The sequence below is a fragment of the uncultured Maribacter sp. genome (genome assembly GCF_963974015.1).
Lineage (GTDB): Bacteria > Bacteroidota > Bacteroidia > Flavobacteriales > Flavobacteriaceae > Maribacter.
On record NZ_CAXBBZ010000005.1, the window covers coordinates 148,856 to 172,838 of the forward strand.

Genomic DNA, 23,983 nt, shown 5'->3' on the forward strand with positions numbered 1-23,983 from the left:
AGAAGTTATATTCTTAGGGTTCATTAATTTTAATTTAACTATATCAAAATACTGTTTTACAGAACTTTGCAAATATAGTGTTTAATTCTATTTCATCATATATCATTATTTTTCTGCACATTTTCTGCAAATCTTCTGCACACTTTGTATTTTTGAAAAAGCAAAGAACAAAGGATGAGTAAGGAATATACAATTTCGTTTTATTTTGACAGTAGGCGAAAGAAGGGAAAAAACACCTTTCCAATTAAGTTGAGGTTATACCACCCACCTAGCACCAAGGAAAAACTATTTAGAACTGGCTACTATTTTTCAGAAGAAGAATATATGCAAGCGGTGAAGCTTAAATCTGCAAAAGGCGCAAAGAAGATTTCTAAGGTACGAAAACAAGAAATAGGGGAAATTCTTCACGTACTAAAAAGTAAAGCTACTAACATACTTAAAGACTTACCAGAATTTTCTTTTGAAGCTTTTGAAAGAAGGTATTACAACAAGTCGGCAAAACTAGATGTGTGCAATTACTATGAAGATTATATTAAGAACCTAGAAAATAATAAAAAAGTGAGGACTGCCGAGGTTTACCGTTTATCGCTTCAAAGGCTCAAAACGTATATAGAATATTCAAAGAAAAAAGAACCTAAAGAAATTGATTTTGAACTAATAACCCCAAAATTTTTAAAGGCATATAAAAATTATTATTCTGATTTAGGGCGGACCAATGCCACAATAGGAATTTATTTAAGACCGCTAAGAACAATTTTTAACCAAGCAATTAACGACCCTAATTCTGGCGTTAAAAAATCGCTATATCCTTTTGGTAAAGAGACAGCTAAGAAATTTCAAATACCTTCAGGATTCAAAAAGAAAAAGGCACTTACCAAAGAACAACTAAAAATTTTATTTGAAGCAAAACCAGCGAATGAATATCAAAAGAAAGCAAAGGCCTTTTGGTTTTTTAGTTATTTGGCAAGCGGTATGAATTTAAAAGATGTTGCCTTATTAACTTTTGATAGTGTTAACGGTAACGAATTAAGTTTTGAAAGGGCAAAGACCAGAACCGAGCAAGGCACCGCTAAGGATGAAATTAAGGTAGTTTTACCACCATTTGCAAAAAATGTTATCAAAGAATATGGAACCACGAAAGGAAAAAAGAACGATTATATTTTTCCAATTCTTTTAAAAAGTGATACGGCATTTGAACAGTCAACAAAAATTAAAAATTTTAATCGCTTTGTTGGGCAACATATTAAGAAGCTGGCTATTGCCAACGGTTTACCTTCAGATATATCTAGCTATTGGGCCAGACATTCCTTTGCAACCTTTGCCATTAATCACGGGGGGGCCAGTATGGAGCTGGTACAGGAAAGTTTAGGCCATAAAAGTATTAAAACTACCCAAAATTATTTTGCTGGTTTTCCTACTGATGTGAAAAAGAAATTAAGTGAAAGCTTATTAAATTTTGATTGATGAGGTTATGAGCGAAACACCGACCAACAACCAATTAAACAATTGGTACGATAAAGCTTTAGAGATACCTTCATTTTTAGATACGCTATCTCTTTATCAAAAAGATGAACTTAGAATATTCACACAAAAGAAGGTCATTAAAAATTACTCTTTTGCAGTTGAATGTTTTAATATTTGGAAAGAAGAAAATTACCCTAAAGGCTTACCAGAAGAAAAAAGGATTGACCACATTCTTTTTGTCAATCTGGACACCAGAAAGCAAATTTCAATATTAAACCTACTAGGCTGGAATTGGACACCAGAAAAAAGCTTTTTCAAACTAGAAGCACCAACCCCAGAAGCAAAAAAGATACTTAGCGAAAATGAAGCTAGGGCCCAATTTTATGAAGTTTTAAAACACCCTTTATTTGTTCTGGAATTGAACGAATACGAAAAAAGCAAAATATTAGAAATTGCTTTTGATGAACAAAAACGAATAATAAAGCAAGCTTCTGCCTATCTAAAGAACCCTTCAGATACCTCAATTTTAAATGATGCCGAAAGCTTTAGATTAGGCTTAATCGGTCAAACTGATTTAATTGATGATTTAAAAGATGTGCCAGAAGAAAACAGGCTAAACTATTTTTTAACAGAAATAAGCGAAAACGCTATTTCCTTAAAGGCTCTTTTTCAAAATCTAGGCTTTAATTGGAATTTCCAAAACGGTCAAATTAGGCCAATTAAAGAACCTCAACCAGAAAAAAAAGAAAACCATAGATTTAGCAGGCGACAAATAGCTTTAATTCTAACTTTTGAAAAGGAAATGGTAAGAAACCCAGATTCTGACATGACCGAAGGATTAAAAAAAATAGTATCCGAAAAATATGATTTTATAAGTAAGACTTCGGCTAGGCAGATTTATTTTGATTTTTACAAGCCTATTCAAGAAGCTATTGAAGAAGAAAAATCATATAAAAAAATAGTTGAATCAATTTGCGATAAACAAGGAATAAAACCCAAAAGACTAAAAAGAGATATTGAGGGCATTTTAAATAAAATAAACGACCAAGGTCAAAAAGAAGCTTCTGAATTTCTAAACGGTATTCACCTTTTAATGAATTAAATACAAATAGTTTTGATTTAATTAAATTAAAAGTGTAACCACTTATAACCCCTTACCACCTTCACTATTCACAAACATTTGTGTAACTAAAAATTACGCAAATGGAAAATAATCCTTTTAAAACTATTAATGATAAGCTGGACAAGCTTCAGTATTCATTTGATGAACTTCAAAACAATTCAGATAAGGTTTCATTTGAACCCGATTTACTAAACGTAAAACAGGCTTCAGAATTTTTAAATCAAGCTGAAGGAACCCTTTATAATAACGCCTTAAAAGGTACCATTCCGAGTTATAAAAAATTTGGTAAAAGATACTTTTTGAAAAGTGAATTGCTGGAATGGATAAAGAAGGGAAAGCATAAGGCCCACGAAGAATTAACAGACGAAGTAAATAATACTTTACAGGGTCAAAAGAAGAAAACCAAAACTCAAAAACAGATTGAACAGATAGCCCAGCACAATAAAAAAAAGGGGCAAAGAAGTAAAGAACTTCTTAACGCCCCCAGCAAAGAACAAAATAAAGATACTGATTTTTCAAACATTGAAAAAGGCGAAGAATGAACCCTAAATTCAATGATGAAATTTTAAAGAAGGGGGCAAAGGCCAGCAAAGGACTTACCACCGCTGAAGTAACTGCACAAATATTGGCAGATGCTGAAAAGGCAAAATCTAAGAAGGGGTTATTCATTTTAAAAAAGGCTTCACAATGGATTGACGAAGCTAAGAACCGACCAACGCCCAAAATGCTGTTTAGTGAGTTTTGGCACGAAGGTGAACTTTGTATTCTGTTTGCAGATACGAACGTTGGTAAAAGTATTCTAGCAGTACAGATAGGCAATAGCATTGCGCTGGGGGAACCATTACAAGGTTTTAAAATGGATTCTGAAAAACAGAAAATTCTTTATCTGGATTTTGAACTTTCAGACAAACAATTTGAAGTTAGGTATTCTCTAAATTATAAAAACCACTATCAATTCATTGATAATTTTCTTAGGGCCGAAATAGACCCAGATACAGAGGGGCCAGAAGGTAAATTTGAAGAATTTCTTCACGCTTCATTAGATGCTATGCTAAATGAAGAAGGGGTTAAAATTCTAATAGTAGATAATATTACCTACCTATCAAATGAGACCGAAAAGGCTAAAGACGCCTTACCGTTAATGAAGCAATTAAAGAAGCTTAAAACAAAGTATAATCTTTCAATTCTGGCCTTAGCACATACACCAAAAAGAGATCAGCACAAAGCAATTACTAAAAACGATTTACAGGGATCTAAGATGTTGATTAATTTTTGTGATTCTTCTTTTGCAATTGGGGAATGTGAAACCGAAAAAGGGGCCAGATATTTAAAACAGATTAAGGCCAGAAATACAGAATTCATTTTTGATTCTAAAAACGTAGCTGTTTGCCAGATAGCAAAACCCAATAATTTTTTAATGTTTCAATTTCAATATTACGGTAACGAATTTGATTTATTAATGAACCGAGATAACTCTTTTGAAGATAAGAGGGTGCTAGCTAGGCAGATGAAAGAAGAGGGTCATACTATCTATGATATTGCTGAAAAATTAGGTATTTCAAAAACCTTTGTCAGTGATAACACAAAAGATATAACCCAGAAAAAAGGGCGTAACAGGGCTAATAAAAATGATGAAAATGGCAACGATTCAACCCTTAATCTTGTTTGATATATCCGCCATTAGTCCGCCCGTACGGACAAATAAAATAAGAGATAAAATATTATTAATCAATACTTTATGAAGGGTAGGATTAATTAAGTCCGTTGTCCGTAAAGAAAGTTTTACCTGTTTATGGTTTTTACAATATAGAAACCCACGGACAACGGACTTAACAAGAATACTAAATCATAATTATTTGATAATCAATAAATAAACTGCATTTAATTATGTCCGCATTAACGGACTTACACGGACAAATGAATAACGATTTCAAATATATATTAGAACCATATAAAGGCCCCAGCACTAGGCACGTTTGCCCCCAATGCCAGAAAAAGAAACAGTTTACACTTTATATTGACCAGCATACGGGGCAAACACTTTCTAATCTGGTAGGCTTATGCAATAGGGCCGTTAATTGTGGTTATCACTACACACCAAAACAATTTTTTCAAGATAATAAAGAGTTTAACCCAGATGTTAAACCGAACACCACACAAGGCACCCCGCAGATAATGGAACCCCAGAATAAAAAACCTATTTCGATAATATCATTTGATATACTTGAAAAAACATTGAAGGCCTATGACCAAAACCATTTTGCCCAATTTCTTGTAAAAAGGTTAGGTAATAAAATTGCTGAAGATGTTGCTGGCCTATATTATTTGGGAACCTCAAAACATTGGAAAGGTGCAACCGTATTCTGGCAGATTGATATTGAAGGGCTTGTAAGGACTGGTAAGGTTATGTTGTACGACCCAGATACAGGCAAACGAATAAAGGAACCCTTTCCACATATCAATTGGATTCACAAGGTTTTAAAGTATAAAGATTACAACCTTAACCAATGCCTATTTGGGGAACATCTTTTAAGTATGTACCCAGAAAAACAAATTGCCATTGTTGAAAGCGAAAAGACCGCAATGTTATGCGCTGGACACCTACCAGAAATAAATTGGCTGGCTTCTGGCAACCTCAACAATTTGAGCGCAAAAAGATTACTATGCCTAAAGGGTAAGAAAGTAATGCTTTACCCAGATGCTGGGGCCTTTAAGATATGGAAAGATAAGGCCAAACAATTAAAAGATATTGCCAGCTTTACGGTATCTGATTTAATTGAAACCAGAGCAACCCCAGAACAATTAAAAGAGGGTTACGATATGGCAGACTATCTAACCTTACCCCCTTCTAAGTCCGTAGGGCGCAAAGAATGTGAACAAACCCTTAAACCCACAAAAGAAGATTATAATACGTTAGAAAGTAACCAAAGGGCATTTAATGAAGATGAGGTTAACGATTCCTTTTTTGATGAACTGAAGGCAACCCAGACCAAAGAAAAATTAGAAGTGTGGCCTGTAAAAGAATTAGAAGAATATTTTAATAAGGTTACACTACCAGAAGAACCTATTCAATTAGATTCTTCAGGCCCTATCATAGACCTTCAGAAATTTATTGAAAGTAATTTAAGTATTGTAAAAATGCACAACGGCAAAGGAATATATAAACCGTACTTCGATAGATTGACCCAGTTAAAAAAATATTTACAAAAAATTAGCTGAAGGGGGGTATATGGGGTTAAATCACTAAGATATTTAAAGGCTATACATCGCCACTTAGTAACAATTATACTTATTGAATTTTTTAGAGGGGGGGGGTATGATACTTAGTAAATACAATAAAATACTATCAAGTAATGATAATCTAAAGTTTCCTGTTTTGAAATTCTATTAATTTCTTGTCAATTTCCTTTTCAATGTTTTTATAAATTAATCTTCTTTCTTTTTTAGTGTAAAACCTTTTATTCTCAATATATAATAGGGTTTGCTGAAGTAAGTCCATAGTAATAGGATTTTATTTTTTATTTAAAAATACACTTCATTTTCTGCAAATTTTCTGCACAATAAAAAAAGGATTACGCGAAAAAATCGCATAACCCCTTTGTTTAAATGTGATCGCAGGAGGATTCGAACCTCCGACCGTCTGCTTAGAAGGCAGATGCTCTATCCAGCTGAGCTATGCGACCGTCACCATTTTTTCAAATGTGGGTGCAAACTTAGTGAAATTTATAGACTGGTAAAACCAAAATCAATTAAAAATTTCATTATTTTATGTATGTTCTAAAATACGGTTACGACCTGCCATCGTATTGGTCGAAATTCTCCCACAGTTGATCTAAGACTTTATAGAATATTTCAAATTCTTCTTCGGTGATACCCAGGGTGCTAGCCTTTCTCAAATCCTTTATAAAGGGCATAACCTCTTTCATAAGATTAGTGCCTTCTTCGGTCATTACCAATTTAAAACGCTTTTGGTCATCTCTAAATCTTGACTTTCTTAAGAGCCCTTTTTTACATAAACCGCTTATTACCCTAGATGTTGTTGCTCGATTTCTAAAATTTGATTTGGCAATATCTGCCTGTGAAGCATCTTTGCCTTCTAGGTGTACACGTTGTAAAATAACCCATTGCTCAATAGTTAAATCAATACTGTTTTCTGCAAATACCTGTAAAAAAGTACTTTGTACTTTTTTTAGGGTACGGTCAATGTAAACGCCGAATCCCTCAGTCCTGTCCATAATTTTCGTGCTTATTCTTCCAAAAGTAACGGAGTTTATCGTTAATTTTGTTGTTAATGCAACAAAATTAAAAAATAGTTGTAATTTTACTACCGCCGAGACGGTCTAAAATGGGATATATGCAATTAGGTTTTAAGAATTATATTTTAGAAGATAGTACATATAAAGGTGGAGGTAAAAAAATCGTAATGCCCGATGGTGTAACTGTACACAAACTATCTTCAAATGAAAATCCGTTAGGGTATTCACCGAAAGTGAAGCAGGCGTTAGCAAACACGTTAGATGATTTAAGCTTCTATCCTGATAATACCGATATACGATTAAGAGAGGCACTAGTTAAAGACTTCGATGGGGTGTTGGGTGCGGATAATTTTATTACCGCTAATAGTGGTTCTGAAATTATTGATATGATTTCTAAGGCTTTCCTAAGTGAAAATGATGAGGTAATTGTTAGTCAGCCTTGTTTTCTGCCGTATACTGCTTTTACACGATGGATGGGAGCAAAGGCGATCAATGTGCCTATGACCGAAGATTATAATTATAACCTAGATGGTATTCTTGAGGCTATTACAGATAAGACGAAGCTAGTATTTCTTGCCTCCCCAAATAATCCATCAGGGAATTATATTCCCATGGAAGACTTGCGGAAGTTTATTGACAAGCTGCCTGAACACATAGTTTTGGTATTAGATGAAGTGTACAGGCATTTTGCGGAAGCAGAAGATTACACTTCAGGAATTCCTTTTGTAATAGAAGGTAAAAATGTAATTGCCATAAACAGTTTTTCAAAGACTTATGGTTTGGCAGGTCTGCGTGTAGGGTATTGCTATGCTCCATTGGAAATTAGTAATTATATGAGAAAAATATGTAAGCCATTCTTACTTTCTTCATTGGCTTTAGAAGGTGCGATTGCTGCTTTAAAAGATGTTGATTTTGTAACTAAAACGGTAGCCTTGGTAAAAGAGGAGCGAGAATTCGTTTTGAACGGACTTCATGCTTTACATATAAAATATTGGCCAACACAAGGTAATTTTGTATTAATAGACCCACCAATTAATGACATGGAGTTTACAGTTTTTTTAGAACAAAGAGGCATCATGGTACGCCCGGTAGGTAATTTTGGTGCTCCAGGTAAAGTCCGTATTTCATTTGGAGTAAGAGAGGCGAACAAAGCGCTATTAGCTGCTTTAGAAGTTTTGATGAAAACCCAAACGACAACAGCATAACTTTTTTTAATATATATGTTGCAGAAGCAACAATAAGTAAAGCAAAAATATAAAACTCAATAGTATGTCAACATCAACAGCAGTAGAAAACAAACACAAAGAGGCGCAAGATTTTATGCCTATCAATGGTACAGATTATTTAGAGCTGTACGTAAGTAACTCAAAACAGGCGGCACATTATTACAAAACTGCATTCGGTTTTAAATCTCTAGCTTATAAAGGTTTAGAGACTGGTAGTAGGGATTTGGAATCTTATGTTGTAGAACAAGACAAGATTCGTTTGGTTTTGACATCTCCATTAAAAAGCGGAATGGATGTAGGTAGACATATTGATAAGCATGGTGACGGTGTAAAAGTTACTGCACTTTGGGTAGATGATGCTACCTATGCTTATGAAGAGGCTATGAAAAGAGGAGCTAAAAGCTATATGAAACCTGTTACAGAGGAAGATGAGAGCGGTAAAGTAGTTCGTTCGGGAATCTATTCTTACGGTGAAGTCGTGCATATATTCGTAGAACGTAAAGACTACAACGGAATATTTTTACCTGGGTACCAAAAATGGGAAAGCGATTACGAACCTACTTCTACAGGTTTGAAATTTGTAGATCATATGGTAGGTAATGTGAATGAAGGTCAAATGAACTATTGGGTAGATTTCTATGCTAATGTAATGGGCTTTAAGCAGATTATGTCTTTTGATGATAAGGATATTTCAACAGAGTTTACGGCATTGATGAGTAAGGTAATGAGTAATGGAAACGGTCGTATTAAATTTCCTATCAACGAACCTGCACCGGGAATGAAAAAATCTCAAGTAGATGAGTATTTAGAGTTTTATGAAGGTGAAGGGGTGCAGCATATTGCCGTAGCTACAGATGATATCGTAAAAACAGTGTCTGACTTAAAAAGTAGAGGAGTAGAATTTCTTACCATACCAACTACTTATTATGATGTATTGACGGAAAGAGTTGGTGAAATTGATGAGGATATTGAATCATTAAGAAAACTCGGTATTTTGGTGGATCGTGATGATGAGGGCTATTTACTTCAGATTTTTACCAAAACCGTGCAGGCAAGACCAACAATGTTTTTTGAAATCATTCAAAGAAAAGGAGCAACTTCTTTCGGGAAAGGAAATTTCAAGGCATTGTTCGAAGCTATAGAACGTGAGCAAGAATTAAGAGGAACTTTATAAGTTCAACAGATTTCTTGAAAATCTAGGAATAGATTACTTTTAAAGGAAGCTTTATTAACTACTAATAACGAACGTATATGCCTATATATCATAGACAAGGAGAATTACCACCTAAGCGGCATACGCAGTTTAGGAAACCAAATGGTGAATTGTATTCTGAGCAATTGTTCGGTACAATTGGTTTTGACGGTATGTCCTCTTTATTATATCACCACAATAGGCCTACCATGGTCAAAGAGATATTAAAGAGCACCGATGTTTCTCCCAAAATTGCCTTGGAGAAGAATATACGTTCGTTAAAATTGGTAAGCTTTAATGCTCCTGCAAAAGATGATTTCTTAGAGGCTCGTGAACCATTGTTGGTGAACAGTGATATTATTATCGGAGTTGCAGCGCCAAGAAAATCGTTACGTGATTATTTTTATAAAAATACCGATGCCGATGAAATGTTGTTCATTCATAAAGGCACGGGCACTTTGCGTACCATTTTTGGGCAAATTCCCTTTGAATATGGCGATTATTTAATTATTCCTAGGGGGACTATTTATCAGATAGATTTTGATACTGAGGATAACCGTATTCTATATGCAGAATCCTTTTCTCCGATATATACACCAAAACGCTATCGTAATTGGTTCGGTCAGTTATTGGAGCATTCCCCATTTTGTGAGCGTGATTATAAATTGCCGCAAAATCTAGAAACTTTTAATGATAACAACGAGCATTTGATGAAGGTGAAGAAGCAAGGTATCATGCATGAAATGGTATACATTGGTCACCCTTTTGATGTTGTGGGTTGGGATGGGTACAATTTCCCGTACGGATTCTCCATTCACAATTTTGAGCCTATTACAGGTAGAGTTCATCAGCCGCCACCAGTGCATCAAACTTTTGAGACGAATGCCTTTGTAATTTGTTCTTTTGTACCACGATTGTATGATTATCATCCACTTTCCATACCGGCACCTTATAATCACTCGAATATTGATTCTGATGAGATGTTGTATTATGTAGATGGTGATTTTATGAGTAGAAATGGCGTACAGCCAGGTAATATATCATTACATCCGGCAGGTATACCTCATGGTCCGCACCCTGGTGCAGCAGAACGCAGTATAGGTCAAAAAGGTTCGGAAGAGTTAGCGGTAATGATAGATACGTTTAAACCATTAATGGTCACCGAAAATGCTTTGAAATTAGATGATGGCGACTATTATCAATCTTGGTTATAACAGAAATAAGTAAGCACTTGGCAACATTAAAGACATGGGTTTCCGTACCCAAAAATTCAGATTTTTCAATCTATAACCTTCCATTTGGTATCTTCTCATTAAAAGATGATGCCCCTAGGGCAGGTATGGCCATTGGAGAGCAGATTTTAGATTTGGCGGCAATATCTGATTTAGGTCTGTTAGAGGTAAGTGCGACATACTTTAGGCAGAAGACGTTAAATGATTTTATAGCATTAGGAAAGAAAATCACCAATAAGGTTCGTTTAGATATACAGCGTATGTTGGTTTCTGAGAATTCTCCGTTGAAAAATCACCCTGAAGTTTTTGCTTTACAGAAAGATGCAACTATGCATTTACCAGTGCATGTGGGTGATTATACCGATTTCTATTCTAGTATAGAGCATGCCACCAACGTGGGTAAGATGTTCCGTGATCCAGAAAATGCGTTGTTACCGAACTGGAGGCATATTCCGGTAGGGTATCATGGGCGCGCTTCTTCAATTGTGGTCAGTGGCACCAATATTCACAGACCCTTGGGTCAGGTAAAACCAAATAATGAAGAATTGCCCTCGTTCAAGCCCTCCAAAAATTTAGATTTTGAATTGGAAATGGGTTTCATAGTTGGCAAAAGCACCGAATTAGGTGAGCGTATTTCAACCAAAAATGCAGCTGAACATATCTTCGGTTTAGTGTTGTTCAATGACTGGTCTGCACGTGATATTCAAAAATGGGAATACGTGCCTTTAGGTCCGTTTTTAGGTAAAAACTTTGCATCTTCCATGTCCCCATGGATTGTTGCTTTAGAGGCATTGGAACCTTTTAAAGTTCAAGGTCCCGAGCAACAACCAGAGGTGTTGTCTTATTTAAAATATGAAGGTGCAAATAATTATGACATTCAATTAGAAGTGGGTATGTCTGCACAAAATTCAGATGAAACTGTCATTAGTAAATCAAATTTCAAATATATGTATTGGAATATGATGCAACAACTGGCGCATCATACCGTAAACGGGTGCAATGTAAATGTTGGTGATGTAATGGCATCTGGTACCATATCAGGTAAAGATGAAAGCTCTTTTGGTTCTTTATTGGAAATATCATGGGGCGGTAAAAAACCGTTTAAACTGAAAGATGGCAGCGAGCGTACATTTATTGAAGATAACGATACGGTTACAATGCGAGGTTTCGCAGAAAAAGATGGAAAGCGAGTAGGTTTTGGAGAGGTATCTGGAACCATAGTACCCAATAAATAAATTAGAATACTACAGCAATGTCAAATAACAAGGAAATAAATTCAATAGACCCAACTACCATTTCGCAACAAGAGTTACATGGTTATTTGTTGTCTGCAGTTGCACCTAGACCAATCTGTTTTGCCAGTACAGTAGATAAGGATGGAAATGTGAATTTGAGTCCGTTCAGTTATTTTAACCTGTTCAGTGTTAATCCCCCGATTATGATATTTTCTCCTTCAAGAAGAGGTCGTGATAATACTACCAAGCATACCTTAGAAAATGTTTTGGAAATAAAAGAGACGGTCATCAATATTGTCAATTACGATATGGTAGAGCAAATGTCATTGTCAAGTACCGAATATGACGAAGGTGTAAATGAGTTCATAAAAGCCGGATTTACCCAAGTACCCAGTGATAAAATAAAGCCACCAAGAGTAGGGGAAGCTCCTGTTGCTTTTGAATGTGTGGTCGATAAGGTAATAGCACTGGGCGACGGACCAGGAGCAGGTAATTTGGTATTGGCTAAAGTGGTACAGATTCATGTGAAGAAAGCGTATTTAGACGCAGATGGTAATCTAGACACTCCAAAATTAGACTTAGTAGCGCGTATGGGGGGCAATTGGTATTGCAGGGCCAATGGCGATGCACTTTTTGAAATACCAAAACCTATACGTACCAAAGGAATTGGGGTGGATTCGTTGCCAGAAGCTGTTCGTAATAGTGCTGTTTTAACGGGTAATAACTTAGGTCGATTAGGCAATTTGGAAGAATTGCCTACAAAAGAATCAATCGGTAAAATTGCAGAAAATCCACAAGTTAAGTCCATTTTAGAAGGAACTAAGAATTCATCTGAAATTCACAAGCTAGCCCAAAAATGGTTGGAAGAAGGAAAGACGGAAGATGCATTGGCGTTATTGCACTTATAGATCATCGGGTTCAATATGAATCAGCACATGTTCTAGGTTAGGAATTTCCTTATTAAGATGATCTTGTAACAGGTGAGCAATGTCATGGCCTTTGGTAACTGAGATATTACCATCTACCATGGCGTGCAAATCAACATGAAATTTCATTCCCGCTTTACGAATAAAGCATTTTTCTGTTCCTGTAACTCCGGGAACCTCTAAAGATTTTGTGCGGATTTCTTCCAAAAGGGCATCATAGCGTTGTTCATCCATAATCTCACCAAGCGCAGGTCTTAAAATCAAATAACTATTGTAAAGAATAAACCCCGATGCAAGTAATGCCGCCCAATCATCTGCAGTTTCGTAACCTTTGCCAAAAATAACGGCAATTGAAATACCAATAAAAGCCATTACAGAAGTAATTGCATCGCTTCTATGGTGCCAAGCATCTGCCTTTAAAGAAGTGCTATTGGTTTCTTCACTTTTTTTGATCACAATACGGTATGAGATTTCTTTCCATACAATTATTAAACCTAAAACTATTAATGTCCATGCTTTTGGAACTTTATGCGGAGTCTGAATATTCTCGATGCTTTCATAGGCAATGACCGTTGCAGAAATAACCAAAAACGCTACGACTAAAAATGTAATGACTGGTTCTATTTTTCCGTGTCCGTACGGGTGATTTTCATCTGCTGGGCGTTCTGCATATTTGAATCCCAAGAGCACTAAAATGGAAGAAAAAATATCGGTAGTAGACTCAATAGCATCTGCAATAAGGGCATATGAATTACCAAAAAAACCAGCAAATCCTTTAATCAAGGCCAGAAATATGTTTCCGATAATGCTGAAATAAGTGGTCTTGATAGCAGTTTGTTCGATACTCATATAGCAAAGGTAATAGTATCAGAAATCACAGAATATTTTTATTTATATTTAATCTCAACTTTAAATAATGAATACAGCTGTTAATTTGCTTTTTCGTAAGCTTCTTTTAACCATTCGATTAATTCACTATCGACTTGCGTAGCATCGGTAAGCTGAACTCTGTGCGTGCACATGGTGCCAAAAGGGCCAGAAGATTCTAATCGGTCATTTGTAGGTTTATCCTTTATTTTGAGTCCGAGGTCAATTCTAGTTTTAGTGGCCGGTTTAATAAGGGCGAATTGTGTTTTCCGTATCAAACTGACAGTGGTTTTTTTAGGAGTAATGGTTACATCATCGCCAAATGATTTCACCACTTTTAAAATGGCTTCGTAAATTGGTTTTAAGTTTTCCTTCCCTTTATATTGTTGGTCAACCAAGTCTGTAGGAGTATTATTCTCTTCTTTGGATAAAGTGACAATGGTATTGGCGAAACCATGGGTTACACCATGTTCTTTTTTGAGAAAATTGACAGCTTCAGAATGCTTTGTAAATGATTTTGATTTCAGAACCGTTTTCCACTCCTTTAAAGACTTACCTGTTTTTTCGGGCATATTATCAATCATGGTTTTAAGTGCCTTTTCCATTTTGTCGATGATTTGAAATTGAACTTTAATTTACGAAAATTAATAGTGATTTAATTTTTTATATGTGCAATTTAGCAGGTAAAATTAGTTTTCAATGCTTGTAATAGAGGCGCTTTATCCATAGAAAGAATGAAAAATCAACTTCTAGATTATCAATCTAGCAATAAAAAACGTCCTAGCTATTTTATGAATAAAAAAAAGGCGATTAACATATTTACGCATACAATTATAATTATTAGTGCTTATATTAGGTAAGAAAGAAATACGACTCACCTATGGCATTAAAAGTTGCAATTAAACATAAGACAAAATATATATACGATAGAAGTATAAACTTATCTCCACACATATTTAGATTGCGGCCTGCACCACATAGTAGAACGCCCATTGAATCGTACTCCATAAAGATTAAGCCAGAGAATCATTTTTTCAATTGGCAACAAGACCCGTTTGGTAATTATTTAGCACGTATCGTATTCCCCGATAAGACTACTGAACTTTCTGTAGATGTCGAAATTATTGCAGATTTAAAAACGATTAATCCGTTCGATTTCTTTGTTGAAGAAGCTGTAGAAGAATTTCCTTTTACATATTCCGAAGAATTGAAAAAGGAATTACTGCCCTATTTAGAAAAAGTGGAAAGTGGCCCGCTTTTAAAAGATTGGTTGGCGAAAATCGACATGACACCTAAGCGTAGTATCGACTTTTTAATTGGTTTGAACAGCGATTTGTATGATTATTTGAATTATACCTTACGTATGGATCCTGGAGTGCAAACTTGTGAAGAAACCTTAAGCAGTAAATTGGGTTCGTGTAGAGATTATGCTTGGTTATTGGTACAGACGCTACGCCATTTAGGTTTGGCTTCACGTTTTGTTTCTGGATATTTAGTTCAATTGAAGTCCGACGAAAAATCATTGGATGGCCCATCGGGTCCTGAAGAAGATTTTACAGATTTACATGCGTGGGCAGAAGTATATTTGCCAGGAGCGGGTTGGATCGGTTTAGACGCTACATCTGGTCTGTTGGCTGGTGAAGGTCATATTCCTTTGGCATGTACACCTTCTTATGAAAGTGCAGCACCCGTTAGCGGATTTAGCGATTTTGCTGAAACTACCTTTGAGTTTGAAAATTCTGTAACCCGTATTTTTGAATCTCCACGCGTAACCAAACCTTATACAGAAGAGCAATGGAAAGCCATTTATGATTTAGGCTTTGTGGTTGAAGATGAATTACAGGCGAATGATGTTCGACTAACCATGGGTGGCGAACCAACTTTTGTTTCAGTAGATGATATGGAGTCGGGGGAGTGGAATACCGAGGCCGATGGTGAGCACAAACGCAAACTGGCAAGTAAATTGTCATTAAGTTTAATGGATGTGTTCGGTAAAGGCGGGGTCTTACATCATGCACAGGGAAAATGGTATCCTGGAGAACCTTTACCGCGTTGGTTAATAGGTATTCATTGGCGTAAAGATGGAAACCCTATTTGGAGAGATCCAAAGTTGCTGGCCTCCTTTGCGGAAAATTATAAACTACCCGTAAATATTACGGAGACATTCTTAAGAACATTATCCAAATTTTTAGGGACTGACAATGAAGCTGTTACTCCTGCATACGAAGATGCATTTTACTTTTTATGGGAAGAAGGTAAACTGCCAATTGATGTTGATCCAAAAAAATACAATAAAAACGATACCCACTTACGCCGTAAATTGGGCGATATTTTAGAGCAAGGTATCGGTAAGGCCGTAGGTCATGTATTCCCATTAATTAAAAAAAACGGCAAATGGATTACTAATCTGTGGGAGTTTAGAGGTAAGCATTTATTATTGACACCTGGTAATTCATCTATAGGATTGCGATTACCATTAGACTCTTTGCCAAAAAATCCTGAAATTCCATCAGAGCCAACAGCAGAGCCTGAACTTTTTGAAAAACGACCTGCTTTACCAGCATACGGAGTCGATTTAAAGCGAAGAAATAGAAGGAAAACAGAAACAAGAAAAAATAAAAATCAGCCTTTTGTTCGTACTGCAATTTGTGCTGAGGTTAGAGAAGATAAATTATACTTGTATTTACCGCCTTTAGATAGCGCAGAAGACTTTCTAGATTTAGTGGCTAGTATAGAGGCTACTGCTAAAAAATTAAACACTCCGGTAATTTTAGAAGGGTATGAGCCACCGCGAGATAACCGTTTAGAGGTATTGAAAGTTACACCTGATCCCGGTGTTATCGAAATAAATGTTCATCCGGCAAATAACTGGAAAGAACTAACTGATAATACGTTGACGCTTTATGCAGAGGCTAAAAAAGCTCGTTTAGGTACAGAAAAATTTATGCTGGATGGTAAGCATACCGGTACTGGAGGGGGAAATCACGTTACGTTGGGTGGGGTTACGCCAGCGGATAGTCCACTACTTCGTAATCCACAATTGTTGCGAAGTTTATTGACGTTCTGGCAACATCACCCTGGACTTTCTTATTTATTTTCTGGGGCATTTATAGGGCCAACGAGTCAAGCACCACGAGTTGATGAGACTAGATTAGAAAACTTATATGAGCTAGAGATTGCATTTTCGCAAATACCCGAAGATAAAGAAGTACCATTTTGGTTGACCGACCGTTTGTTTCGTCATTTACTGACCGATATTACAGGAAACACTCATAGGGCAGAATTTTGTATCGATAAATTATATTCCCCAGATTCTTCTTCAGGTAGGTTGGGTATACTAGAACTTCGTGCATTTGATATGCCACCACACGCACAAATGAGTTTAATGCAAATGTTGTTGGTGCGGACTTTGGTTTCTTGGTTTTGGAAAAAGCCCTATAAGCATAAGTTGGTTCGTTGGGGTTCTGAACTTCATGACAAATTTTTATTAGAGCATTACGTAAAAGAGGATATAAAAGATATTGTGGATCAATTGAACGATGCGGGTTATCCATTTAAGTTAGATTGGTTCGACCCGTTCTTTGAATTCCGTTTTCCATTGTATGGCATGGTAGAAATAAATGCGATGCAGTTAGAACTTCGTATGGCCATCGAACCTTGGAATGTGCTGGGCGAAGAAATGACAGGGCGTGGTACTTCGCGTTATGTCGATTCTTCTTTAGAACGCATACAGGTGAAACTTAATAACTTCACAGAAGAAAGGTATACGTTAACGTGTAACGGCGTAAAAGTAGATCTTAGCCCTACGGGAACAAAAGGTGAGTATGTGGCAGGTGTACGCTTTAAAGCTTGGGATCCTTGGTCTGCATTGCACCCAACTATTGGTGTAGATACGCCCTTGGTTTTTGATATTGTAGATGATTGGAATCAAAAATCTATTGGAGGTTGTACTTATTTTGTGGCCCACCCTGGCGGGCTTTCCTATGATAATTACCCTATAAACAGCCTTGAAGCCGAATCGCGAAGAATAAATAGGTTTTGGGATATTGGTTTAACACAAGAAGAAGAAACACCGAAAGAATTGGTCGCTACAACAAATTTTACAGGTAGAATGGTTGAACCTAAGTCAGGTTCAAATACATTTGTATATAAGGAGTTGCCAGTCAATCCCGAGTATCCACATGTAACCGATTTACGTAAGAAGTAATTGAAAAAGGCAATGCCAACAACGAAGACTAGCTGGTTAAATAGCTATAAAACCCATCAGGGCAATGATGAAATGTACTCATTGAACGATGAGTTAAAACCTTATTGGAATAAATTATTTAAAGGGTTTGATAAACTTGGGGTGAACGGATTAACGGCACGCCAGAAAGATATTGATTGGTTATTGTCCGAGAACGGAGTTACCTATAACGTATACAATGACCCAAAAGGAATGCACAGGCCTTGGAGCTTGAATGTGGTTCCTTTTGTTCTGCATCAAGAAGAGTGGAATAGGGTAGAGGCAGGTTTAAAACAACGGGCCGAATTGCTTAATTTGGTCTTAAAAGATGTTTACGGCGAACGAAAGCTGATTAAAGATGGTATTGTACCCTATGAAGTTATTTATGGGCATCGTGGTTTTTTAAGACAATGCTCAGGAATGGAGCTTAATCTAGAAAAGTTTTTATCCATATATGCAGCAGATTTGTGTCGTGGCACTGATGGTCGTTTGTGGGTAGTTAATGATCGTACAGAAGCACCATCAGGAATGGGTTATGCATTAGAGAATAGGTCTACAAGCAGTAGAATTCTTCCTGAGATGTTCGCGAAAATGCATGTTAAACGTTTATCTGGTTTTTTTCAAGAATTCAATCAGATGCTTGTTGATGCTGCCCCAGGTAAAAAAGAGAATCCGAATATCGTAATTCTAACACCCGGATCACATAATGAAACGTATTTTGAACATGCCTACATGGCTTCATTTCTAGGATATCCATTAGTGCAAGGCAATGATTTGGTAGTGCGTGATGGTTTTCTATGGATGAAATCACTACAAGGGTTAAAACAGATAGACGTAGTATTGCGTAGGGTAGATGATGCATTTACAGATCCATTGGAATTACGTGAAGATTCACATTTAGGTGTCGCGGGATTATTAGATGTGGTGAGAAGAAAAAATGTATCGGTCATTAATCCAGTAGGAAGTGGAGTTATTGAAAATCCTGGGTTAATTCCTTTTATGCCAGCGATTGCTAAATATTTCTTGAAAGAAGAGTTGTTATTACCGCAAATAGCCTCTTGGTGGTGCGGACAAGAAAAAGAGAAAAATTACGTACTAGAAAATTTATCAAAATTAGTCGTAAAAAGAATAGATCGCACAAATAGAGAAAGTATCTATTTTGGTGAGTTAATGAGTACCAAAGAAATAGAAGCCCTTAAAAGAGTAATTTTAGAAAGGCCATATCGTTTTGTTGCTCAAGAGCACATTAATTTTTCTACCGCTCCGAATCTTACAAATGGGAACGTAGAGCCTAGAAATGTAGTCGCTCGCGCATTTTGTATTGCCTCAAAAGACCAGTATTCTGTAATGCCCGGTGGTTTGGTTAGGGTAGCATCAGATAGTGAAACCGTTAGGGTTTCTAATCAGCGAGGTGGTACAAGTAAAGATTTATGGATATTGGATGAGACCACCTCACAAGAAGATAAGAGTAGACAATGGCAGCAGAAATCATCGGTTGCAATTTCAGGATTAAATGATTTGCCAAGTCTCACGGCAGAAAATTTATATTGGGCAGGGCGTTACGTTGGGCGTACTTTAGTTAACGCTCGTTTTTTACGTACGGTTATGCGTCAAATGGCCATAGTACAGAATAGGGATGAAAAACCTGATTCTGAAAAGCTAAAAGTACTTTTCAAAGCTGTTACCCAATTGACAGGTACCTACCCAGGTTTTATAGAGAAGGATAAGGATGGGAAACTGGCGATGGATAACCCGTACGAAGAAATGTTATCCGTTATTTTAGATAAAAATAGAGTGGGCAGTTTAGCCCATACCATAAGTATGTTCAGCAATTCATACTATTCTATACGTAATCTTTGGTCTTCGGATATGTGGCGTGTTTTTGAAAATATTCAAAAGCTTTGGAGTTCTTTGGTAGATAGTGAGGATCATTCTATCAATCGAATATTAAAAGTATTGAATCAGTTAATTACCCGCTTAATTGCTTTTATGGGGCTGATTGAGGAGAGTATTATGGTACAACAAGGTTTGTTGCTTTATTTCATAGGATTGCAATTAGAGCAAAGTTCGTTGACCATTACTAAATGTCGTGCCTTACTAACGATTAAATACGACGATCAGGTAGAATATGAATTGTTAGAGTATTTATTGACAAGCCACGAAAGTTTAAATATTTATCGATATAGTTATCGTTCGCATATTGAGTTAGAGCATGTACTTGATTTAATAGTGTTAGATCTAGACTATGCACGTTCTTTAACCTTTATGATTAATCGATTGCAGAAAGATATATCTCGTTTGCCACATTCGAAACAAGACCATCGATTAAGTAATTATGAGAAATTTGTATTCGAGGCCTTTTCAAAGTTGAGGTTAGCAGAATCATCAAAATTAGCCAAAACAAAATCTGAAACTGATTTTTCTAGAGAAGAACTTGATAATTTATTGAAAGCTCTTTCTAAGCTTTTATATCAGACTTCGCAATCTATATCAAATACCTATTTCAATCATACAGACAAGCAAAACCAATTGTTTACACAGTCTTTCCCTATTTAAGCATGATATTTAATGTAACACATATTACCAAGTACGAATATAATGCCCCGGTAAGTTATTGTCATAATATTGCTACGCTTAGGCCAAGAGAATCGAAGGGACAAGAGCTTTTAGATTATACGATACAGATTACTCCAGAACCCACTGAAATATCTGAGCGTATCGATTTTTTTGGTAATTACATCACCCGTTTTTCCATACAAACGGAACATAAAATACTGAAGGTAACTACCAGAAGTAAAATCAAAAGGGACTATGCGAAATTTCAGGAATCTTTCAAAAGTCCAGCATGTAAAAACATCACGATGAACAATGCTTTGTTAGCTTTACAGGGAATGGATCCAGAGGTACTTGAGGCAAAGCAATATATACTTGAATCAATATTCATACGACGCACAGATAAGGATATACGTGAGTATGCCGAATTGTCTTTTAAAGGAAACCGTTCCGTTTTTGATGCAGCTTACGAATTAATGCAACGAATTTATACCGATTTCGATTTCGATTCGGAGTTTTCTACTATTTCGACTCCCATAGAAGAAGTTATGAAAGAAAAAAAGGGAGTTTGTCAAGATTTCGCGCAAATTGCCATTGCTTGTATTCGTTCTGTTGGATTGCCCGCACGATATATTAGTGGTTATATTGAAACTCTACCACCTCCTGGTAAGGTAAAATTGGTAGGTGCAGATGCATCGCATGCATGGTTTGCTATATTTATACCAGGTTTTGGCTGGGTAGATTTTGACCCCACTAATAACATAATACCCAAAGATCAGCACATTGTGGTTGGTTGGGGTAGGGATTATTATGATGTGCCTCCCTTAAAAGGTGTGGTGTATGGAAGCGGTCAAAGTAAGTTGAAAGTATCGGTAGATATTGCTGCGGTCGAGTAAAATGTTTTCGATTATTGATGTATAGAAAAATTAAAAACCGAAAAATTTCAATATCAGATAAAAAACGGAAGGACATAATAAACAACCAATTCCTGTATAGAATGTTGCGGTTAATGCTCCATAAGGAACAAGCTTTTCATCTGTAGCGGCCAAGCCTGCAACTACACCACTGGTAGTACCTATTAATCCACCAAACACAACGGCAGCATGTGGATTGTCTAGCTTAATACGTTTGGCAATCAATGGGGTTGCTATTGTGGTAAAAATTGTTTTTACGACTCCAGTAGCTACGCTTATGGCAATGACATCTGAACTAGCACCCAGTGCAGTACCAGTTACAGGGCCTATAATATATGTACCAGCACCTGCTGCAATTGTTGCCATACTAACCGCATCTGTGTAACCCATAGAGTAAGCAATTATAGCCCCAATAAAAAAGGTTACAGTGACTCCAATAAATAGCGAGATTATTCCTGCAAGTCCGGCTTGTTTTATTTTAGAAATATCGGCACTCATTGCTGTAGCAACAACGGCGAAATCTCTAAACATAGACCCACCCAATATCGCCATACCTGCAAAAATGGGGATATTTGCGATACCTTTCTTATCGCCAAAAAATGCTAATGATAATCCTATTAGAATTGCAATGGCAACCCCAGGTATTTTATTTTTAAATATTTTTTTGGAAATCCAAAAAGAAATAAGCATCACGATGCCTACAAATAGAAAAGCGAATACGAGTCCGTTCTTAGAAATAATCTTTTCAATGATCTCCATACCTATGTTTTTGGAATTTCATTGTTTCTGCCAATTTTAGATAATACAGGTACCAATAGCATACAGATTATGGTGGTTACGATTCCGGCAACAACCGCAACAAAACCTCCTGAAACCGCAGCTTTAACGTTAAGCGTTGCAGCCATAGCAACAATAATGGGTATATACATGGCACTCCAAAACCAAACACCTTTTTCAGTTTCAGGAATTAACCATCCTTTTTTTCTAAGATAAATGCTCGATGCCATTAACAGAATCATTGCAAAGCCAACGCCCCCAATATCGTTATTGATGTTGATGAGTTTACCTAATAAATTTCCTAGGAGTTTGCCTAGTAAGAAACAAGCGGCCAGTAATGCTACTCCGTATATTTTCATAGGTTGGTTTATATGAATAGTTTTTTAATATCGTTCTTTGTTACTTTCCCCATAACGTTTCTGGGTAAATCTTCTTGAAAAATATACTTTTTAGGTGTTTTATATGCAGGTAATTTTTCATGAATCCATGATGTTAAATCTTCAACAGATAATTCACCAGACTTTAAAACTATGCTAGCCCCTATAATTTCTCCCCATTCCAAATCGGGAATGCCCACTACGCCACAATCTTTAATTTGGGGATGTGTGCGCAGTACCTCTTCAATTTCTAATGCAGATATTTTGTAGCCACCAGATTTAATGATATCTACTGAATTCCTACCTAAGATTTGGTAGCTATCGACATCGAATATGGCTATATCACCAGATTTAAACCAACCATCGACTGTAAAAGCCTCTGCAGTAGCCTCTGGATTTCCCCAGTACTCCTTAAAGACATTAGGTCCCTTAATTTGAATTTCCCCAGGTTCACCAGCTGTAACAATTTGATTGTTTTCATTGGCTAGCCTAATAGAGACGCCGTGTAGCGGTTGACCAATATGGCCTGGTCTACGTGTTTCGTTGTATGGATTGCTAATGGCCATTCCCATTTCGGTCATACCATAGCGTTCCAATAAAGTATGTCCGCTAATTTCTTTCCATTCCTTCAGAACACTGACAGGCAGTGCGGCCGAGCCAGAAACCATAAGACGAAATTTTAAAAGATGGTTTGAGATAGCCTGTTGTTCTTCTTGAGGAAGCTCATTGAAATAGGTAATTAATTTAAAGTAAATTGTAGGTACGGCCATAAAAACATTCACCTCACCTTTCAGGAAAATATCAAATATAGCTTTCGGACTAAATTTAGGTAAGAATTCACAGCAGGCTCCGCTCCATAAGGCACAACTTAACATATTAATAATGCCATGCACGTGATGAAGTGGCAAAACATTTAGAACGTGGTCATTTTTGTTCCATTCCCAAGAAGTCGTTAAGGCCGTAATTTGTGCCTCAATATTGGCGTGGGTAGTAACAACACCTTTTGGCAACCCGGTAGTGCCACTTGTGTAAAGTATAAGTGCACTACGGTCTAACGCAATCGTTGGCAACTCACATTTTTTGGGAGTAATATCAGCATATTTGAGAAATCGGATTTTAGTACTTTTAAATAGAGGTGAAAGCAATTCCTCGAAAGCCTCGGTATAAATTACCGTTGTGGCTTCGGTATCGTCTAGTACATACTGCATGGAAGGTAACGGATGTTTTTCACAAAGAGGAATGGCAATACCACCCGCCCTCCAAATTCCCCATTGAACTGCGGCGTAAGAAAAGCTCGCAGGAACTAAAAAAGCAATTCTAGCCTGGTTTAAATCTTTTTTGTCTTGCAATAGATGAGCAGAAACATGTTCTGACTGCGCTAATAGTTGATTGTATGTGTGGTTTTTACCATTGCTTTTGATGGCAACTCTATCCTTGAACGAAGAGGCCCTTTCAATTAGTGTAATCATTTGGTATAGGTGCTTAATAAACGTATCAGCCTAACAAGGTAAGCACCAATACGGTAAAATGCAAAATAGATTGTAAGTTACTTATTAATTGAGCTGCGGTAATATTCGTTTTCTTAATTCAGATGGTGGGTTTAAGCTCAAATCATA

At 36.5% G+C, this 23,983-nt stretch carries 19 protein-coding genes and 1 tRNA gene; 13 read left to right on the plus strand and 7 right to left on the minus strand.

Annotated features, from left to right (window positions below; translation table 11 throughout):
- Positions 1-174 precede the first annotated feature (174 nt).
- From AACZ41_RS10235 to AACZ41_RS10255, 5 genes are all read left to right on the plus strand, one after another.
- On the plus strand, positions 175-1,464 hold the full coding sequence (locus AACZ41_RS10235; protein ID WP_339628346.1) for a site-specific integrase: 1,290 nt from the start codon (positions 175-177) through the stop codon (positions 1,462-1,464).
- A gap of 7 nt (positions 1,465-1,471) precedes the next feature.
- A complete protein-coding gene (locus AACZ41_RS10240; protein WP_339628347.1) occupies positions 1,472-2,566 on the plus strand; it encodes a hypothetical protein in 1,095 nt (364 codons plus the stop codon).
- 101 nt (positions 2,567-2,667) lie between these two features.
- Complete coding sequence (locus AACZ41_RS10245) at positions 2,668-3,129, plus strand: helix-turn-helix domain-containing protein (protein WP_339628348.1); 462 nt, start codon at positions 2,668-2,670, stop codon at positions 3,127-3,129.
- On the plus strand, positions 3,126-4,256 hold the full coding sequence (locus tag AACZ41_RS10250) for an AAA family ATPase (protein ID WP_339628349.1): 1,131 nt from the start codon (positions 3,126-3,128) through the stop codon (positions 4,254-4,256). The genes AACZ41_RS10245 and AACZ41_RS10250 overlap by 4 nt, the downstream gene beginning before the upstream one ends.
- A 218-nt stretch (positions 4,257-4,474) precedes the next feature.
- Positions 4,475-5,806 (plus strand): DUF6371 domain-containing protein, encoded by a 1,332-nt coding sequence (locus AACZ41_RS10255; protein WP_339628350.1) that lies wholly within the window; start codon positions 4,475-4,477, stop codon positions 5,804-5,806.
- Between the two features lie 390 nt (positions 5,807-6,196).
- On the opposite strand, the gene AACZ41_RS10260 is transcribed toward AACZ41_RS10255, so the two are convergent.
- Together AACZ41_RS10260 and AACZ41_RS10265 are read right to left on the minus strand one after the other, a co-directional pair.
- Positions 6,197-6,270 (minus strand) — tRNA-Arg (locus AACZ41_RS10260).
- Between the two features lie 105 nt (positions 6,271-6,375).
- Positions 6,376-6,822 carry a MarR family winged helix-turn-helix transcriptional regulator gene (locus AACZ41_RS10265; RefSeq protein WP_339628351.1) on the minus strand — a complete coding sequence of 149 codons (447 nt, stop codon included), beginning with the start codon at positions 6,820-6,822 and terminating at the stop codon, positions 6,376-6,378.
- Between the two features lie 119 nt (positions 6,823-6,941).
- Here AACZ41_RS10265 and AACZ41_RS10270 point away from each other — a divergent pair, with 119 nt between their 5' ends.
- The 5 genes from AACZ41_RS10270 to AACZ41_RS10290 all read left to right on the plus strand — a co-directional run bounded on the left by AACZ41_RS10270 (position 6,942) and on the right by AACZ41_RS10290 (position 12,636).
- On the plus strand, positions 6,942-8,048 hold the full coding sequence (locus AACZ41_RS10270) for a histidinol-phosphate transaminase (RefSeq protein WP_339628352.1): 1,107 nt from the start codon (positions 6,942-6,944) through the stop codon (positions 8,046-8,048).
- A gap of 64 nt (positions 8,049-8,112) precedes the next feature.
- Positions 8,113-9,243: a 4-hydroxyphenylpyruvate dioxygenase gene (hppD, locus tag AACZ41_RS10275; protein ID WP_339628353.1), complete on the plus strand. Its 1,131-nt coding sequence runs from the start codon at positions 8,113-8,115 to the stop codon at positions 9,241-9,243.
- Positions 9,244-9,320: 77 nt separating this feature from the next.
- A complete protein-coding gene (locus AACZ41_RS10280; protein ID WP_339628354.1) occupies positions 9,321-10,475 on the plus strand; it encodes a homogentisate 1,2-dioxygenase in 1,155 nt (384 codons plus the stop codon).
- Between the two features lie 17 nt (positions 10,476-10,492).
- A complete protein-coding gene (gene fahA, locus AACZ41_RS10285) occupies positions 10,493-11,728 on the plus strand; it encodes a fumarylacetoacetase (protein ID WP_339628355.1) in 1,236 nt (411 codons plus the stop codon).
- Between the two features lie 17 nt (positions 11,729-11,745).
- Positions 11,746-12,636 (plus strand): flavin reductase family protein, encoded by an 891-nt coding sequence (locus tag AACZ41_RS10290; protein ID WP_339628356.1) that lies wholly within the window; start codon positions 11,746-11,748, stop codon positions 12,634-12,636.
- Here the strand turns inward: AACZ41_RS10290 and AACZ41_RS10295 are convergent.
- Both AACZ41_RS10295 and AACZ41_RS10300 read right to left on the minus strand, forming a co-directional pair.
- The gene (locus tag AACZ41_RS10295) at positions 12,631-13,503 is read right to left on the minus strand and encodes a cation diffusion facilitator family transporter (protein WP_339628357.1); all 873 of its coding nucleotides are present in this window, start codon (positions 13,501-13,503) and stop codon (positions 12,631-12,633) included. The two genes, AACZ41_RS10290 and AACZ41_RS10295, sit on opposite strands and share 6 nt — an antisense overlap.
- 80 nt (positions 13,504-13,583) lie before the next feature.
- Entirely contained in the window at positions 13,584-14,126 is a 543-nt protein-coding gene (locus tag AACZ41_RS10300; RefSeq protein ID WP_339628358.1) for a DUF4287 domain-containing protein, read from the minus strand.
- A 275-nt stretch (positions 14,127-14,401) separates the two neighbouring features.
- Here AACZ41_RS10300 and AACZ41_RS10305 point away from each other — a divergent pair, with 275 nt between their 5' ends.
- From AACZ41_RS10305 to AACZ41_RS10315, 3 genes are read left to right on the plus strand one after another with little or no spacing between them, the layout of a single operon-like run.
- Positions 14,402-17,728 carry a transglutaminase family protein gene (locus tag AACZ41_RS10305; protein WP_339628359.1) on the plus strand — a complete coding sequence of 1,109 codons (3,327 nt, stop codon included), beginning with the start codon at positions 14,402-14,404 and terminating at the stop codon, positions 17,726-17,728.
- A gap of 12 nt (positions 17,729-17,740) precedes the next feature.
- Complete coding sequence (locus tag AACZ41_RS10310; RefSeq protein ID WP_339628360.1) at positions 17,741-20,302, plus strand: circularly permuted type 2 ATP-grasp protein; 2,562 nt, start codon at positions 17,741-17,743, stop codon at positions 20,300-20,302.
- Between the two features lie 2 nt (positions 20,303-20,304).
- On the plus strand, positions 20,305-21,195 hold the full coding sequence (locus tag AACZ41_RS10315; protein WP_339628361.1) for a transglutaminase family protein: 891 nt from the start codon (positions 20,305-20,307) through the stop codon (positions 21,193-21,195).
- Positions 21,196-21,225: 30 nt separating this feature from the next.
- Here AACZ41_RS10315 and madM read toward each other — a convergent pair whose 3' ends face one another.
- From madM to AACZ41_RS10330, 3 genes are read right to left on the minus strand one after another with little or no spacing between them, the layout of a single operon-like run.
- Complete coding sequence (madM, locus tag AACZ41_RS10320; RefSeq protein WP_339628362.1) at positions 21,226-21,972, minus strand: malonate transporter subunit MadM; 747 nt, start codon at positions 21,970-21,972, stop codon at positions 21,226-21,228.
- A gap of 2 nt (positions 21,973-21,974) precedes the next feature.
- Complete coding sequence (gene madL / locus AACZ41_RS10325) at positions 21,975-22,349, minus strand: malonate transporter subunit MadL (protein ID WP_339628364.1); 375 nt, start codon at positions 22,347-22,349, stop codon at positions 21,975-21,977.
- 8 nt (positions 22,350-22,357) lie between these two features.
- Positions 22,358-23,836 carry an acyl-CoA synthetase gene (locus AACZ41_RS10330; protein WP_339628365.1) on the minus strand — a complete coding sequence of 493 codons (1,479 nt, stop codon included), beginning with the start codon at positions 23,834-23,836 and terminating at the stop codon, positions 22,358-22,360.
- Between the last annotated feature and the right edge of the window lie 147 nt (positions 23,837-23,983).